A 16,202-nucleotide genomic window follows, 5' to 3' on the forward strand; every position below is an offset into this window, starting at 1 on the left:
TAGCTCTATTTCACCAACTTCGGCGATTTCGAGTGAAATAGGTCTAAAAAGTAGATCTAATTGGTTCGGAGACGGTGGATATGGGCTCAAATGAGCTTCGGAGAGCAGAATAGATCTAAAAAGTAGCTCTATTCCACCAACTTCGGCGATTTTGAGCGAAATAAGTCTAAAAAGTAGATCTATCTTGTTCAAAAACGGCGGATATGAGCTCAAGCGGCGATGTGGGCGTATGATTTTGGGATAAGCAATGGTTTGGCCAAATAGAGGAGGAGGGATTTGCATGGCAATTCGCAGAGCGTTAATTAGTGTTTCGGATAAGACAGGGATCGTGGAGTTTTCCAGAGAACTGGCTAGCCAAGGGGTGCAAATTATTTCGACAGGCGGTACATTCAGCCTGCTGCAAAAGGAAGGCATTCCGGTTATCGGCATCTCCGATGTAACGGGCTTCCCGGAAGTTTTGGATGGACGTGTCAAAACGCTTCACCCTGCCGTACATAGCGGCTTGCTGGCGGTGCGTGACAATGAAGAGCATCAGAACACGATGAAGGAGCTTGGCCTGGATTACATCGACCTGGTTGTCGTTAACTTGTATCCATTCAAAGAAACGATCGCCAAGCCTGACGTTTCTTATGAGGATGCGATCGAGAACATCGATATCGGCGGCCCGACGATGCTTCGCTCAGCAGCCAAGAACCACGCCTTCGTAACGGTTGTAGTGGATACTGCTGACTACGGAACGGTAATTGAAGAATTAAAAGCACAAGGCGATACCACGCTTGAGACGCGCAAACGCCTGACTGCGAAAGTGTTCCGCCACACTGCGGCTTATGATTCCCTTATCTCCGATTACCTGACTAAGCAGGTAGGCGAGTCATTGCCTGAAACGTACACGGTTACTTACGAGAAGGTACAGGATCTTCGCTACGGCGAGAACCCGCACCAGAAGGCTGCTTTCTACAGCAAGCCGCTAGCAGCGTCTGGCAACGTTACGACAGCTGAGCAGCTGCACGGTAAAGAGTTGTCCTACAATAACATCAGCGATGCTAACGCTTCGCTCGCGATTTTAAAAGAGTTCGACGAGCCTGCGGTTGTTGCCGTTAAACATATGAATCCGTGCGGAGTAGGCATCGGCGCAACGATTCATGAGGCCTACCAAAAAGCGTACGCAGCCGATCCTACGTCGATCTTCGGCGGTATCGTTGCAGCTAACCGTACGATTGGCGCGGATACAGCTGAGCTGCTTGGCGGCATCTTCCTTGAAATCATCATTGCTCCTGACTTCACGCCAGAGGCGCTTGATATTTTGACGAAGAAGAAAAATATCCGTTTGCTTAAGCTTGGAGAGCTGTCCGCTGCTGGCGAGCGCAAGCCGGAATGGCTCGTTACATCCGTGGATGGCGGCATGCTTGTGCAAGAAAGCGACGTTCATAGCGTGACCGAAGCTGACCTGCAATTTGTTACGGACCGCAAGCCGACAGCAGAAGAGCTGAAGCAGCTTCTGTTCGGATGGAAAGTGGTGAAGCATGTAAAATCCAATGCGATTTTGCTTGCGAAGGATGATATGACCATCGGCGTAGGCGCTGGACAAATGAACCGCGTAGGCGCGGCTCGCATTGCCATTGAGCAAGCTGGCGAAGCGGCAAAAGGAGCAGCGCTTGCTTCGGACGCATTCTTCCCAATGGGCGACACGGTAGAGCTTGCGGCAAAAGCCGGCATTACTGCAATTATTCAACCAGGCGGATCGATCAAGGATGAAGATTCCATCGCTGCGGCAAACGCCAACAACATCGCTATGGTGTTCACTAGCGTACGTCACTTCAAGCACTAAAGCTTACTTTTTTTCCATAGGCAGCCGCACGTTAACGACAGAGAGCTGGCGAAGCGAGCGGCTGCTGCTTGTTTAAGCGATAAGTTGGGTACGGTTATTTTTTAATCAACAAGTTATATTTTTTTTGCAAAACGAGCTTATGCCTTCAGATAGATGATGGAGATAGTCGTTACGCTTGTATAGTTAATTAGGGGGTTACTCATATGCGTATTTTGGTAGTTGGCGGCGGCGGACGGGAGCATGCGATCGTCTGGGCGCTTAAGAAAAGCGAGAAGGTCAAAGATATTTACTGTGCGCCAGGGAATGCAGGCATTGCACAGCTTGCGGAATGCGTTCCGATTCCGGTTAGCGATTTTGATGAGCTGATTCGCTTTGCCAAGGATGCTTCGATCGATCTGGTTTTTGTGGGTCCGGATGATCCGCTTGCAGACGGAATCGTAGACGCCTTTGAGGCAGCGGGCATTCAAGCCTACGGACCTCGCAAAAATGCTGCGGAAATCGAGGGCAGCAAAATTTTCATGAAAAACTTGCTTCGGAAATATGAAATTCCGACAGCCAAATACGAAACGTTCACCGATTACGAAACAGCCTCTGCGTATCTTCGCGAGCAGTCTGCCCCGATCGTGATCAAAGCAGACGGTCTTGCCGCAGGCAAAGGCGTTACGGTTGCCGCTACGCTTGAAGAAGCAGAGCAGGCGCTGCGCGATATGATGGTCGACAAAGTGTTCGGCCAAGCGGGAAGCCAAATCGTAATTGAAGAGTGCTTGGTCGGCCAGGAAATGTCGATTCTAGCGTTCGTAGACGGCGAGACAGTACGGGCGATGGTTCCGGCACAGGATCATAAGCCGATCTTCGATGGCGACAAAGGTCCGAATACGGGAGGCATGGGCACGTACACGCCGCTTCCGCATATCGATCAAGCCATTATTGACGAATCGATTCAAAATATTATTATTCCAACCGCTAAAGCGATGGTTAGCGAAGGGCGGCCATTCCGCGGCGTCTTGTTCGCCGGCCTTATGATTACGAAAGACGGCCCGAAAACGATCGAATTCAACGCACGCATGGGTGATCCGGAAACGCAGGTTGTATTGCCGCGCTTGCAAACCGACCTGATCGACATCGTTCTTGCATCGATGAATGGTAATCTGGATCAACTGGACATTCAATGGAGTGACGAAGCGGCGGTTTGCGTCGTTGTTGCTTCCGAAGGCTATCCGGCTTCTTATCCGAAGGGCCGTGTCATTACAGGACTTGCTGAAGCAGAAGCGCAAGGAGCTTTGATCTTCCACGCAGGAACGGCGGAGAAAGAGGGCCAGTTCGTTACGAATGGCGGCCGTGTGCTAGGCATTGTTGGCCGTGGCCGTGATATCGCAGAAGCTCGTGCCCGTGCTTATGAAGCGGTTAGCGTGATTGATTTTGAAGGCAAACAAAACCGTACGGATATTGCTGCCAAAGCTCTGGTTTAATCCCTACAAACTCAACAGGAAAAGGGATTTGAACGTCTATAGCCAATCCTTTGCAACGCTCGCGCAGAGCGGTGATGAGGATTGGCTTTTTTTGGCTTATGGGTGGTTATTAGTTTGATAGAGAAGACGGATTAGTGCCTGTCTATTTCATAACAAATGTGTCAAATGCACTCGAATGGTGTTACTAATTTGTAACTCTATCACACGGCAATAGGGCTACAATGAAACTACTAGCGAGGAATAGAAGGTGAATGGAATGAAAAGCGCAAGAAAGCAAAACCGCAAGATGTTTTTATTGTTAATTATGATTGTTGTTGCTATTGGGATCAGTGGATGCAGTACAGGCTCTTCCCTTAGTTTATCGTCCATTTTTTCGGGCGAGAAGCAAACGGTTGATCACACGGGCAGCACAGGAAAAGGACCTCAGACAGGAAGCGCAACGGATCAAGACGAGGATGTTGTGGTTATCGGTAATGGAGGGAATGATGACGGTGGAATCGTTCATGGTCATATAGGCGGCCAACCGACCACGGACAAGCCGGATGCATCAGCAACGGATAAGCCGGATGCGTCAGCAACAGACAAGCCGGATGCGCCAGCAACGGATAAGCCGGATGCGCCAGCAACGGATAAGCCGGATGCGTCAGCAACGGACAAGCCGGATGCGCCAGCAACGGACAAGCCGAGTACGACACCAACAGGCAAACCGGATGCGTCAGCAACGGACAAGCCGAGTACGTCACCAACGGGTAAACCGGATGCGCCAGCAACGGACAAGCCGGTTGCTTCGGGAACGGATAAGCTGGATAAACCAGATGAGCAAGCCGTAGTCGAAAAACCGAGCAAAGATGCGAAGCTGATTGCGATAACATTTGATGATGGACCCGATAAAAATTATACGACCGATATTTTGGATATCCTGAAGGAGAAGGATGTTAAAGCTACTTTTTTTGTCGTCGGACAACAGGTAACCAAAAATCCGAAGGTGCTTGAGCGGATCGTGGACGAAGGACATGCTATTGGCAATCATACTTATAATCATAAAGATTTATCCAAGCTAAATAAGCAGCAAATTATTGAGGAAGTTAAAACGGCAGATGCTGCCATCAAAAAAGCAGTAGGCTTCACACCGGTAATGTTCCGGGCTCCATATGGCGCCGTTTCGGATACGCTGAAGGATTTATTGAAAGCAGGCAACCGTGATATGATTGGCTGGAATATCGATACGCGTGATTGGGCGGGAACCTCTGTAGCCGGCATTCGCAAAATGATCAAAAAAGAGGCTAAGCCTGGTGGTATAATATTAATGCATTCTTTTGGCGGCAAGCATATTAAGAATACGGTTCAAGCGCTGCCGGGAGTTATTGATGATCTGAAGGACATGGGTTACACGTTCGTCTTCGCTAATCAAATTTCTTAACAAGGATTCATGCACGAGGAGGCCGTCAAGTTGGATGTCTCAATCCATAGCTATGCCAAGAACAGGCGTGGGAAAATAGTGCGGGCGGGCTTGCTGCTCCTTTGCGCGATCCCACTCCTTTTCGTGGTTACAGGCTGTCGTTACACAGCGGCACCTGCAGATCTGCTGCAGAAGCCGGCGATTTCCCCTGAGAAACAGGCGATCGTCGCAGCCATCGAGAAATACTTGCCTGATTACAGCAAGCTAATGCTTCCGTTTCGTGAAGACCATATGGAGGCCATCCGCCTGCTGGACGTAGATGGAGACGGCACGAAAGAGGCCATCGTTTCTTATTACAACGAATACAGTTCACCTGAGTTAATGGTGTTTAAATATACTTCAGGGTTATGGAGACCATGGGTGCTTGTCCAGCAGCCGCTGGCAAGATTAATTGATTGGCTGAAGATTGAGGATCTTGATAAGGATGGCCAATTGGAAATTATGATCGGTTGGATTGGCGCATTCGACAGTCCCAATATGCTTGAAATCTATTCGTTCAGCTCAAAGCCCGTTCGGAATGAAGCAGGCAAGCTGATGCTGAAGCCGCTGGAGTCCATCCCTTACTCTTACGGAGATACGGGCGACATTAATGATGACGGGCAATTGGAGCTAGCGATCATATCTGAGATTGGAACCAATCAGGAGATGGCGCTGCCTGAGTTTCATTTAACGATTTACACATGGGAAAATGGACGAATGCAAGAGCTTTATACGGAAAATTTGTATAATGACGTTAATAATTATGACCGTTTAATTATTGGGAAAATATCCCCCCGCCACCGAGGCATTATTTTGGAGGCATCAACAGGAGCCCACAGCACCTACTCCTCGATGTACGTATGGGAGAGAAACAAGCTGAGGCTCGTGTACCCCGACCGTTCCAAAAACCAGGAAGGGCTGAACGGTACGCCATCCATGAGCATGGATATCAATAACGATGGGATATTGGAGCTGCAATGGGCAAGGGAAGCGCCAGGGTATCCCGATATTTCTTATGCGGAGTCCAAATGGCTTAATGAATGGATGCAATGGGACGGCAAGGATGGTTTTGTGAAAGTAAAAGAAGAGTTTACCGACTACCGCTATGGGCTGCAGCTTCGAATTCCAGAGCAGTGGATGGGCCGATATACCCTGCACAATGCAGAGGAACAGTATGCAATCGTAGGCATTGATTATTGGAACGAGCAGAAGAATCTAACGGCCGATCTGGCGACTTTGTATGCAGTTCCTCAGAAGCTTTGGGAGAGCGTGGAGTCGGAATGGAAGCAGCAAGGAAGATCGTACCATCAGCTTCTTGCAGACAGCGGCAACGTATTTGCCGTCTCCTTCGTCAAGGAGGCGCCAGCGGAATGGCCGGAAGAAGAGCGGCGAGCGTTCAGCGAAATGGAGCAGGTGGAAACGGATTTTGTTTCAACCCTCAAAGTTCTTAACGATTAAGAAGGAAAAGCGGGTGCTCTAAGTTATGCGAATATTATTGTTGGAGGACGAGGAGTCCATTCGCGGCTTCGTCCGCATTAATCTGAAGCGCAATGACATGGAGGTTATTGAAGCGGAGGAGGGGGAGGCGGCGCTAGCTCTTGCTGCCACAGAAGGTCCCATCGATATTGCACTTTTGGACGTAATGCTGCCTACGATCAGCGGTTTTGAGGTATGTGAGCAGCTTCGGGCGCGTTATCCCCGCATGGGCATCATTATGCTGACAGCCAAGTCTCAGGAAGAAGACAAAATTCATGGGCTAGAGCTTGGGGCTGACGATTATGTACAAAAGCCGTTCAGCCCAGGCGAGCTGATCGCCCGTATCAAATCACTCTATCGGCGCATGAAGCCAGACCTTGAGGCGCAGGAGACTGGGAACGCTGCTGAGGCCATCTCGGGGGCTGAGAGTGTCACCTCCGTTGCGGCGGGCACGACGGGGAACCCGATTACTTCAAGTGCATCAGAGATGCCAATTCAGTCTAATTCGCCAGCACACCATCCTCTTGAGCTGAGAGTCCTCCCTTTTCGACTCTCTGTTGCCGAGCGCAAGCTATGGAAAAACGAGAAGGAAATTATTTTGACGCCAACGGAATGGACGCTCGTGCGACTGCTAATGGAGCGGGTGGGGGAGAGCGTAAGCCGAGATTATATTTTAACGGAGGTATGGGGCCGCTATTATGTTGGCGATCTCAAGGTCGTAGACGTCAACATACGGAGAATCCGCCAAAAAATTGAGAAGAATCCTTCCGATCCTGCTTTTATTGAAACGGTGTGGGGCTACGGCTATCGCTGGAAGCGGGGCGGCGAGGAATGAAAAGCGTCCAAACGAGAATGGTGTGGAGCTATCTTCTGCTCATCGTACTTGTTGTCAGCGTACTCGGCGGCGTATTTGCGGCATTAATGTGGAACTACTACTATGGGAGCGCCCAGAGCTCGGTTAAGCAGAGAGCCGAATCGGCGCTCACTTTGCACAGCCGGTCACTCTCGTCGCTGACGGTGCAGGATCAGGGCGATTATATGCTTCAATATATGGTGGAGAGCGGCATAAGGCTGCAGCTACTAGACAGTACTGGGCAAATTCGGATTGACTCCGATGGCTTTGCGCCGGATATTCGTTATACAACGACGGATGTGAAAGCAGCTATAGCAGGAGCGACAGGCAGTTGGAGAGGCGTAGATCCCTACTACGGTGAACGAGTGATGTCCGTGACCATTCCGCTTTGGAATGAAACGCGCGTAGTTTCCATGCTGCGGTACTCGGCTTCCCTGAATCAAGTGGACGCGATGGTTATTACCCTCATTCGGATGGCAATCGCGGTCGGCATTGCCGTCGTGCTGCTATTTCTAGGGCTCAGCCTGTTTCTCGCGCAGCGCATCGTTAAGCCGATCCGCGAGCTTACGCGCGCGGCGCGCTATATGGCTGAAGGAGACTGGACTCGCCGCGCGATTCAGCGCAATGATGATGAGATTGGCCAGCTGGCAGAAACGTTTAACGCGATGGTTATTGAGCTCAGTAAGCGGGAGAAGCTTAAGGATGATTTTATATCGTCGATCTCCCATGAGCTTCGAACGCCGTTAACTTCAATCAAGGGATGGAGCGAAACGCTGAAGGAAAGCGAGCCTACCGAGGATGATGAGGAAGTTAAGCTTGGCTTGTCCATCATCAGCAAGGAAACGGAGCGTTTGTCCGGGCTTGTAGAGGACTTGCTCGATTTCTCCAAGCTGTCCGCGCGGACGATGGAGCTGCACCGGGAGGTGCTTGATTTCAATGGCCCCGTGAAGGAGACAGTCAATCAGCTTGCGGTGCGTGAAGAGCATACTCGGGTAAGGATTTTGGCTACCTATGGAAAAAGTCCAATTGTGATACGCGGCGATGCCAATCGGATGAAGCAGGTCATTATTAATTTGATCGATAACGCCCTTAAGTTTACACCAGCAGGCGGTACAATTCGAGTGGCGACTACGACTGAGCAGGACTATGCGATGTTAACCGTTGCGGATACGGGCTGCGGCATTGAAGCGGAAGACCTACCTCATGTGACGGAGAAATTTTATAAGGCCAACACGATCCAAGGCGGCTCTGGGCTTGGACTTGCGATTTGCAAAGAAATCATAGAGCTCCACGGCGGTCAGCTTGCCATTGACAGTGAGCGTGGAGCCGGTACGATCGTAACGATTCGGGTACCGCTAATGCATGAGGAATGATCGGTTCTTTGTGCCTCGTTAGCATGCGGCCCGAATCGTTATTCTTTGTAGAAGAGCAGTTTGCGGTTCGCTATGACGAAAATAATAGCAACCACAATGCCCAGGGTCAGAAGAAAGGACAACCAGTGCTCCTTCAGCCATTCGATCCATAAAGGCATGATGTACCTCCTATAATTGGGATGGAAGCCAGTTCAGCTTCGTGTCAGGCATAGTATGTCCCGAAATCATGCCCAAATATTGATCATCCTCCTATTATGGTATAATAGCTGTGAACAAAAAATGGGAGGGATTTCTAATGTCATTCACATTGCAGCTTGGCGAGCAAGCGCCGGACTTTCGATTGCCGGCGACAGATGGCAATACTTACTCACTTCATGATTTTGTCCAGAATGAAACGTTAGTCGTATTTTTTACTTGCAATCATTGTCCATATGTCGTAGGATCGGACGAGGTTACGCGTGCCACTGCGGAGAAGTTCAAAAGCCAAGGCGTGGCATTTGTTGCGATTAATGCAAACAGTGTGAACACAAAGCCAGATGATTCCTTTGCCCACATGGTGGAACGAATGCAAGAGCAGCAGTTCCCGTGGACATACTTACATGATGAGACACAAGAAGTAGCAAAGCAGTACGGAGCGCTTCGGACTCCGCATTTCTTTGTATTCGATAAGGCTCGAAAGCTGATTTACACGGGGAGAGGCGTCGACAACCCACGCGATATGAGCACAATGAGCACGAACGATTTGGAAAATGCATTGCACGAGCATTTGGCTGGCAAGAGCATCGAGACCCCATTAACGAATCCAATTGGCTGCAATGTCAAATGGGATGGGCAGGATGAGCATTGGATGCCGATTGAGGCTTGCGATTTAGTATCCTAATTATAAATGAATTGGCAGGGCTTTAAGAAAAGTCGTCCCCCTATGCATGCCGGGGGCGACTTTATTTGTTCAGACCGGATTGACAGGTAACAAGCAGAGATGATATTATGAATTCAACATTAATTCATAGTATACGGGTAGGAATTATTATATATAGGCTAGCAGGAGGTTTTCGGGATGGAAAAGCACTTGACGCTGCGACATAATGAGCTTGAACTGGCGGCAACCTTGCATTACCCCACAGACGGAAGCAAAAACAATTCAGAGAAAAAACAAGCCATCATTATATGCCATGGATTTATTGGCTCCCGCATTGGGGTAGATCGGCTGTTCGTGAAGACGGCTCGTGCGCTCGCAGCGCAAGGCTCTTACGTTCTGCGTTTTGATTATGGCGGCTGCGGCGAAAGCAGCGGCGACTATGGCGCGCTTGGGTTTGATTCAATGGTCGACCAGACGCGCAGCGCGATTGACTATGTTGCAAGCATGGAATGCGTTGATCCAAGAAAAATCGTATTGCTTGGACATAGCCTGGGAGGGGCTGTAGCCATTATGACTGCGGTCAAGGACAAACGGGCGAAACGCCTAGTCTTATGGTCCCCTGTAGCGTATCCTTTCAATGATATTGTCCGCATCGTAGGACGAGGCAGCTATGATCAAGCGGTCACCTCGGGCAGCTCGGACTATCAAGGCTACACCATGCAGCCGGTATTCTTTGAATCACTGCTTCAGCATCAGCCGTTTCAAGCAGCAACCAAGTTTGGCGGAGAGGTTCTCCTTGTGCACGGCACAAGTGACGAGCTTATTCCTGTCGATTACAGCTTTCTTTACCAGAAGGTGTTCTGGACCCGCAACGATGGATTATGCGATAAGGAAATTATTTTCCAAGCCAATCATACCTACTCTGCGCGTGATCATCAGGAGGAAGCGATCCGGGTCACTTCAGACTGGCTGGGCGGACTGGATAAGCAGCAAGAGGACTGGCATAACTGGAGTATTTAAGCGAAAATTGATCAGACAAGAGAAGGGCAAGCCGCTTCGTATCAACGAAGCAGTTTGCCCTTTATTGCGTCTGCCGTTTGTATTTCCCGTTATATGAAATATTCACTTTGATATCGAGAGACTCAATGGACTTGGCATCAATGACTAATTGACTGCCGTTGTGCGAGAGCTTCTTCCACAAGTGCGGGTGTTTCAGACGAAGCTTGTGTCCGAGTTCAAAAGGATCGACGCCGATGTTAAGCCCTTCCTCATAGGTTAGCATAATTTGTTTCTTAATCGTTTCTTCAGCAAGCTTAGCCATTTCATCGTAAGAAATGGGGACTAAGTACTCGTACATCCCAGCCAAATAGTTGCCTTTTATTCGAAAACGGACCTCTGTACCATGGATGACAGGCGTGATTTTAATTTTCGGTTGTACAATGACCAATTGTCCATAGATGGCTCCATCCTTTTTTACCTCAAGCGGAGCTGATTTCATGCTTGGAATGAGCCAATGATAACCCTCCAGCTTTCCTCTCGTGATGAAACCCTTTGTTTTTTTCCCATATTCAAAAAATGCGCCGTTAATCATGAGCATCGGTTTTTTTACTTGACCCTCCTCCCATTGGACGTTGTTAATGCCGAGGCTTGGCAAATAGGAGGTTGCTGACGGTTCATTAAAAGTTGCTATATATTTAAAAAACAGGGTAGGCGGAAATATTGAGTTCTGTTGGTAATTGCTCTTGGGATCATGCATGATGGACTCGAGAGGAGACAGCTTGAAAAAGGGTGTGGTGGCCATCAGCTTATCAATCGGCGAACGCGTTCCGTAAACCCAGGCATTATAGCGAATCTCAGGATAACGGTTAATCATTTCAACGATATTATTTCCTTGGGCATGAATCGCTCGTTCCGAAAGGATGATGGAGGAGACATGCCCCCAAGACAGGCGGAACTGTGCTGTTTTGAATAAATCGGTAATAGCCGAGACCAACGTTTCACCTGTTCCTTTACCAATCCATACTATGGCTTGTTCATTGGCTTTCCCGCCCGCTTCTGATTTTGCGATGTTTGAGAAATCGAGAAGCTGAACGTAGATCGTAAACTTGTTATCTATAAAGTCGATACCAAGCGCCTTAACATAGCTCATGCTTTGGATTTCAATGGCACTCCAGCAGCCAGACAAGGACAAGCAGATAGCAGTGGCACAGATAAACGTTACCACACGGGAATGACGAATCACGGTTTATTTCCATCCTTTCTCGGCTTTTGGGTATGCAGGTAATCAGGCCTGCGCTTGTTCCATTGAAACGGTATTTTCAGTAAGGATACAGTGAGCTGCTTTAGATTAAGCGGACTAACCGGTGCCAAGTAGGGGACGCCAAACGATTGAATGGACGTTAAATAGATAACGAATAAAATGATCGATAAAATAAACCCGTACATGCCTAAAGTCGCAGCCATGAAGAATGAAACGAATCGAAGCAATATGGTTGTGCTGGTCAGCACTTGGTTGACAAGAGTGGATCCGGATACGACGGTAATGGCAGTCACGACGATCATTAACGGAGAAATCATGCCGGCTCGAATAGCCGCATCGCCAATAATTAAACCGCCAACAACGGTTAGCGTCTGCCCGATTGAGCTAGGCAAACGGACGCCTGCCTCGCGGAACAGCTCCATCAAACACATGATAAAGAACATTTCCAGCGGCGACTCCATCGGAAGGCCGTGCCTGCCCGATGAGATGGTTGCGAGAAGCGGAAAAGGAACCTGATCGGTATGGAAGGTAGTGAGCGCGATATAGAATCCAGGCAAAAAAATGGTCGTGATGAGTCCGACAAAACGCAGCGTTCGCCCCATATTTACCGACAGCGGAGGAAAATAAGCGTCTTCTGGCGACTTCATCATGAGAAATAGGTTAACGGGAGCGATGATGCAGGTCGGGTTGCCGTCTACTAACAAGACAAATCGCCCATTCAATAAGCAATCCACGGCGAAATCAGGCCTTCCCGTATAATCGGTTTGCGGGAATAGCGTAATGGGAGAGGGAGCTAGCAGCTCCTCCAGCTGTCCTGTGGATACGAGTTTCTCTACATTAATGACAGAGAGCTTGTGTTGGATACTCTCGATCATTTCGGGATCAGCAATGTCCTCGATGTAGAGCAGCGCTGTTTTCGTAAGCGTCCGGGAGCCCATGATAAAATACTGACAGGCTAACGTATCCGTACGGAGTCGCCTGCGTATAAGCGCGATGTTGATGGATAACTGTTCGACGAACCCATCCTTGGGACCGCGGATCGATACTTCCGTTGAAGATTCATTTGGTTCACGATTCGGGAAGTTGGCGATATCAATGGTCCATATCATTTGAAGAGAAGGAAGGCAGAAGATCATGTGTCCTTCGTATACGTAGGAGGCAACCGTCTTGCGGTCTAGCTGTTGTTTGTTTTTGTCATGAGCATGCCATTGCAAATTAGCGCTGCGCTGCATATCCTCACTGCGCACGAACCGGGTAGCCTTATATACGTTGCTAAGCTCCGGCATGATCACATCATTAATAATGAGAGTTTCGGTCATGCCGCTGCAATAAATAAATATGGCTTGAACAGACGCAGGAGGAGCGCCAAATAAGTGTGTCTGCACGATTACATCTTCGGCGTTTGCAAACCAGCCTCGCAGCGTATGCTCATCCAGATCTATTTTTTTTTCTGATTCAGGGTTGTTGGTTTGAGTCATTAACGTTAGTCTCCTTTCGTTTGCTGCGAATGAGGACGGCTATTGCAAGAATGAAGGTTAGGGATAAAACATAGACAGCAGACACAGGAAAATGAATCCGTGCTAAATAGCTTAACGTTTGATCATCGCGCCAAGGGTAGATCGCAACAATGGTCATGCAAACGGAAATTACACTAAGCGTAATCCCCCGTTTTAGAGGCTTGCGGACATTCAGCAAGTCGGTGATTAAATAAAGCGATATCGCTATTCTTGCAAAAGAACCGCATAGCCATTGATAGATGGATAGAAAATCCACATGCTGCAGCAGCTTGCCGATCGTTACGATTTTCCACTGTTCAAAGGCGGTGTGGCGCTGCTTGGCTGCTTCCTGAGGACCAAACTCCGTGATAGCGCCAATGATGGGGCCAACCACCATGCCCAGCATGAACAAAGCAAGAAGGGTTAAATGCCACCAGCGAAGCTTGCTTCTCAGCTGGTGCTGGAAGAGGAGCAGTACCCAGAGCTCCAGAAGTCCTGAGAGCGCATAGAACATGCCGCTCCACACAGGCTGCCAACCCTCTTCAAGGATAGGGAACAGCAAGCTGTAATCCTTGTATTTGGTGTTAGCAATGGATACGAAGTAGCCAAGAAAAACGACAAAAGGCAATAAAATGCCTGAGGTCATCGCGATTGAGCGAAGACCGCCATAAGCCGCGAGCATAGAAATCACGACCGCAATCACGATGATGACAACCAACGGTGTTTGCTGCATATATGTAACGCCGGTCCACATGGAGGTGTCATGGAGCGTATAACTACCGGAAGCAAATACAAGGATGACAGCTGAAAGACGAAATATCCAGGCGGGAACAACGCCGAATTCTCTCTCAATCCAATCGGGCAGCCGCTGGCCGTGAAGCTGCTTTAAGATGCCGAATAAAATAAAAATCCAAAGTAAAAAAAAAGGTGCTGCCAAAATGACGGACAGCCACGAATCGCGATGGGCTACACCAAGTATGATTGGGATTGACATGACATGCGAGACTAAGCCAGCGCTCAGTAGAAGAATAGTGAAGGATAGCCAAATGCTAATAAGTCCGCTCCCTCTGCCCATAAATACACCCTTTCTTTAGTGGGAGATAGGGATAACATGTGCAATTTATGGATTTTCTAACCGAGAAAGCAACTATTTTGTCGAGACAACCGCGAGGAATTGTGTTTAAATGGAAGATAAGTGTAAACGAATACAAGCTATACATAGCAGGAAAAGGCAGGGTAAACGAATGAATATACGAATCCGATTATCAGCTGTATCCTTGTTGTTATCGCTCATGCTTCTCGTGACGGCATGCAGTGGGAAAGAGGGCAATGAATCCCCTCAAGAAACGAGCGATTCGGCTGAACCAACGATGGTGACAGAACCAGTGGCAGAGCCGACGCCGCTTCCGTATGACGCGCCTTTAACGGGCCTTAAGCTGGAGCAGGCAGCAACGGCAAGGCCCATTGTCGTTATGATTAATAATTTTGCAGCAGCCCGCCCGCAGTCCGGATTAACGAATGCTGACGTGATATGGGAAGTGCTCGCTGAAGGCGGCATCACCAGATTAATTGCGGTATTTCAAAGTACAAATGCAATATCAGACACGATTGGACCGATCCGGAGCATTAGGCCTTATCTTATTGATATCGGTGACAGCTATGGGGCCATTCTTGCCCACGCAGGCGCCAGCAATGACGGTTATGCGATTTTGCAGCGGCAAGGCAAACCTTACTTGGATGAAATTTCGAATGCGGGCAGCTATTTCTGGAGAAGCAAGGATCGGAAGGCACCGCATAACCTCTATTCGAGCTTAGAGAAGCTGCGAACGGGTGCGGAGAAGAAGAAATATAGCATGGATAAGCAGGCACTGCCTTATACGTTCACGGAATCAGGTGTATCTGGGACAGGTGTATCGGCGACGGACATAACTATTAACTTTTTGCTCAAAAACTACAATGTTGGCTACAAATACGATGCGGCAACCGGCTTATATCAACGTTCCATCGGTGATAAGCCGCATATTGATCTGAACAATAGCGAGCAGTTGAAGGCGTCCAACTTGGTCGTGCTTGGCGCGGACCATAAGACGCTGGATAATGAAGGACGGCTCGCTGTCAATTTGGACAAGGGCGGGAAGGCGTTATTATTCCAGAAGGGCAAAGCCATTGAAGCCGATTGGGTCCGCGCACCGGATGGGATGATACGAATCGTAATCGACGGGGCAGAGGCAGCGTTCGTTCCCGGCAAAACCTTTTTCCATATCGTGCCGAACACGCCGACTTTCGAGGGACATGTCACTTGGGTACAAACATAGAAGATGGGGAACACTGTTAACAGGCGTTAACGGATGAGCCTCCGAGGGGTAAAAGGACGCAATCTGGTTTCAAGATTGCGTCTTTTTTAATTTTTTTTTGAAATTTATCGGTTTTTCATAAAACCTTTACATTCTCTTAACAATTCACATGTAAACTATGTTAAGATATTGTGGGCTCATAGCAGTACGCCTAAACATCAAGTCGGGTAAAGGGGATTACGATGTTCAAGAAAAAGGATATTTTCTTTAAGACGTTCGAAGAGATGGCTGATGCTATCGTTGAAGCGGTGGAGTACTTCGCCAAAGGCTTGTCCGACTTATCGGACGTATCGGCTTTCGCCAAAACGATGAAGGAATACGAAAGCAAATGCGATAAGCATGTGCACACGATTTTGAAGGAATTGAACAAAACGTTCATTACTCCAATCGAGCGCGAAGATATTATGGCCCTTACGACTTCGCTTGATGATGTGCTTGACGGCATAGAAGCTTGCGCATCCCGTTTTGAAATGTACAACATCCAGGAAAAGGATGAGTACATCACTTTGTTCGGCGATATTCTCGTTCGCTCGTCGCACCAGATCAAGAAGGCGATCTACTTGTTGACGGAGCGGAAGCTGCTTGCTATTCGCGAGCCGAATATTGCGCTTAATGAACTTGAGAATCAGGCCGATGATCTGCTTCGGGTTTGTATCAAGAGCTTGTTCACTAACGTTACCGATCCAATTGAATTGATGAAGCGCAAAGAGATTTACGAGATGCTGGAGCAAACGACCGACTTCTGCGAAGATGTTGCCAATACGCTGGAATCGATCATAATGCGTAACAGCTAATC

At 48.7% G+C, this 16,202-nt stretch carries 13 protein-coding genes; 10 read left to right on the forward strand and 3 right to left on the reverse strand.

Annotated elements, in window-relative coordinates; translation table 11 throughout:
* The first annotated feature begins 280 nt into the window (after positions 1-280).
* From purH to FJQ58_RS07105, 8 genes are all read left to right on the forward strand, one after another.
* Entirely contained in the window at positions 281-1,828 is a 1,548-nt protein-coding gene (gene purH, locus FJQ58_RS07070; protein WP_139991732.1) for a bifunctional phosphoribosylaminoimidazolecarboxamide formyltransferase/IMP cyclohydrolase, read from the forward strand.
* A gap of 203 nt (positions 1,829-2,031) precedes the next feature.
* The gene (purD, locus tag FJQ58_RS07075; protein ID WP_139991733.1) at positions 2,032-3,297 is read left to right on the forward strand and encodes a phosphoribosylamine--glycine ligase; all 1,266 of its coding nucleotides are present in this window, start codon (positions 2,032-2,034) and stop codon (positions 3,295-3,297) included.
* A 256-nt stretch (positions 3,298-3,553) separates the two neighbouring features.
* The gene (locus FJQ58_RS07080; RefSeq protein ID WP_139991734.1) at positions 3,554-4,717 is read left to right on the forward strand and encodes a polysaccharide deacetylase family protein; all 1,164 of its coding nucleotides are present in this window, start codon (positions 3,554-3,556) and stop codon (positions 4,715-4,717) included.
* A gap of 30 nt (positions 4,718-4,747) precedes the next feature.
* Positions 4,748-6,193 (forward strand): hypothetical protein, encoded by a 1,446-nt coding sequence (locus tag FJQ58_RS07085; protein WP_139991735.1) that lies wholly within the window; start codon positions 4,748-4,750, stop codon positions 6,191-6,193.
* Positions 6,194-6,218: 25 nt separating this feature from the next.
* Complete coding sequence (locus FJQ58_RS07090) at positions 6,219-7,046, forward strand: response regulator transcription factor (protein WP_139991736.1); 828 nt, start codon at positions 6,219-6,221, stop codon at positions 7,044-7,046.
* Positions 7,043-8,437, forward strand: coding sequence for a sensor histidine kinase (locus tag FJQ58_RS07095; protein WP_139991737.1), 1,395 nt, complete (start codon positions 7,043-7,045; stop codon positions 8,435-8,437). Before FJQ58_RS07090 ends, FJQ58_RS07095 begins: the two co-directional genes overlap by 4 nt.
* Before the next feature lie 295 nt (positions 8,438-8,732).
* Positions 8,733-9,317 (forward strand): thioredoxin family protein, encoded by a 585-nt coding sequence (locus FJQ58_RS07100; protein ID WP_139991738.1) that lies wholly within the window; start codon positions 8,733-8,735, stop codon positions 9,315-9,317.
* Between the two features lie 177 nt (positions 9,318-9,494).
* Positions 9,495-10,316 (forward strand): alpha/beta hydrolase, encoded by an 822-nt coding sequence (locus FJQ58_RS07105; RefSeq protein WP_139991739.1) that lies wholly within the window; start codon positions 9,495-9,497, stop codon positions 10,314-10,316.
* A gap of 61 nt (positions 10,317-10,377) precedes the next feature.
* On the opposite strand, the gene FJQ58_RS07110 is transcribed toward FJQ58_RS07105, so the two are convergent.
* The 3 genes from FJQ58_RS07110 to FJQ58_RS07120 are packed head-to-tail and all read right to left on the reverse strand — an operon-like array spanning position 10,378 to position 14,127.
* On the reverse strand, positions 10,378-11,538 hold the full coding sequence (locus tag FJQ58_RS07110) for a Ger(x)C family spore germination protein (protein ID WP_139991740.1): 1,161 nt from the start codon (positions 11,536-11,538) through the stop codon (positions 10,378-10,380).
* Complete coding sequence (locus tag FJQ58_RS07115) at positions 11,535-13,034, reverse strand: spore germination protein (protein WP_139991741.1); 1,500 nt, start codon at positions 13,032-13,034, stop codon at positions 11,535-11,537. Before FJQ58_RS07115 ends, FJQ58_RS07110 begins: the two co-directional genes overlap by 4 nt.
* Positions 13,012-14,127, reverse strand: a complete 1,116-nt coding sequence (locus FJQ58_RS07120; RefSeq protein ID WP_139991742.1) for an endospore germination permease — start codon at positions 14,125-14,127, stop codon at positions 13,012-13,014. Before FJQ58_RS07120 ends, FJQ58_RS07115 begins: the two co-directional genes overlap by 23 nt.
* A 169-nt stretch (positions 14,128-14,296) precedes the next feature.
* On the opposite strand from FJQ58_RS07120, the gene FJQ58_RS07125 reads away from it, so the two are divergent.
* Together FJQ58_RS07125 and FJQ58_RS07130 are read left to right on the forward strand one after the other, a co-directional pair.
* Positions 14,297-15,367: a DUF3048 domain-containing protein gene (locus FJQ58_RS07125; RefSeq protein WP_139991743.1), complete on the forward strand. Its 1,071-nt coding sequence runs from the start codon at positions 14,297-14,299 to the stop codon at positions 15,365-15,367.
* A 221-nt stretch (positions 15,368-15,588) separates the two neighbouring features.
* A complete protein-coding gene (locus FJQ58_RS07130) occupies positions 15,589-16,200 on the forward strand; it encodes a DUF47 domain-containing protein (protein WP_139991744.1) in 612 nt (203 codons plus the stop codon).
* Positions 16,201-16,202: the final 2 nt, after the last annotated feature.

The sequence above is a fragment of the Paenibacillus paridis genome (assembly GCF_006345825.1).
In the GTDB taxonomy this organism is placed as follows: Bacteria; Bacillota; Bacilli; order Paenibacillales; family Paenibacillaceae; genus Pristimantibacillus; species Pristimantibacillus paridis.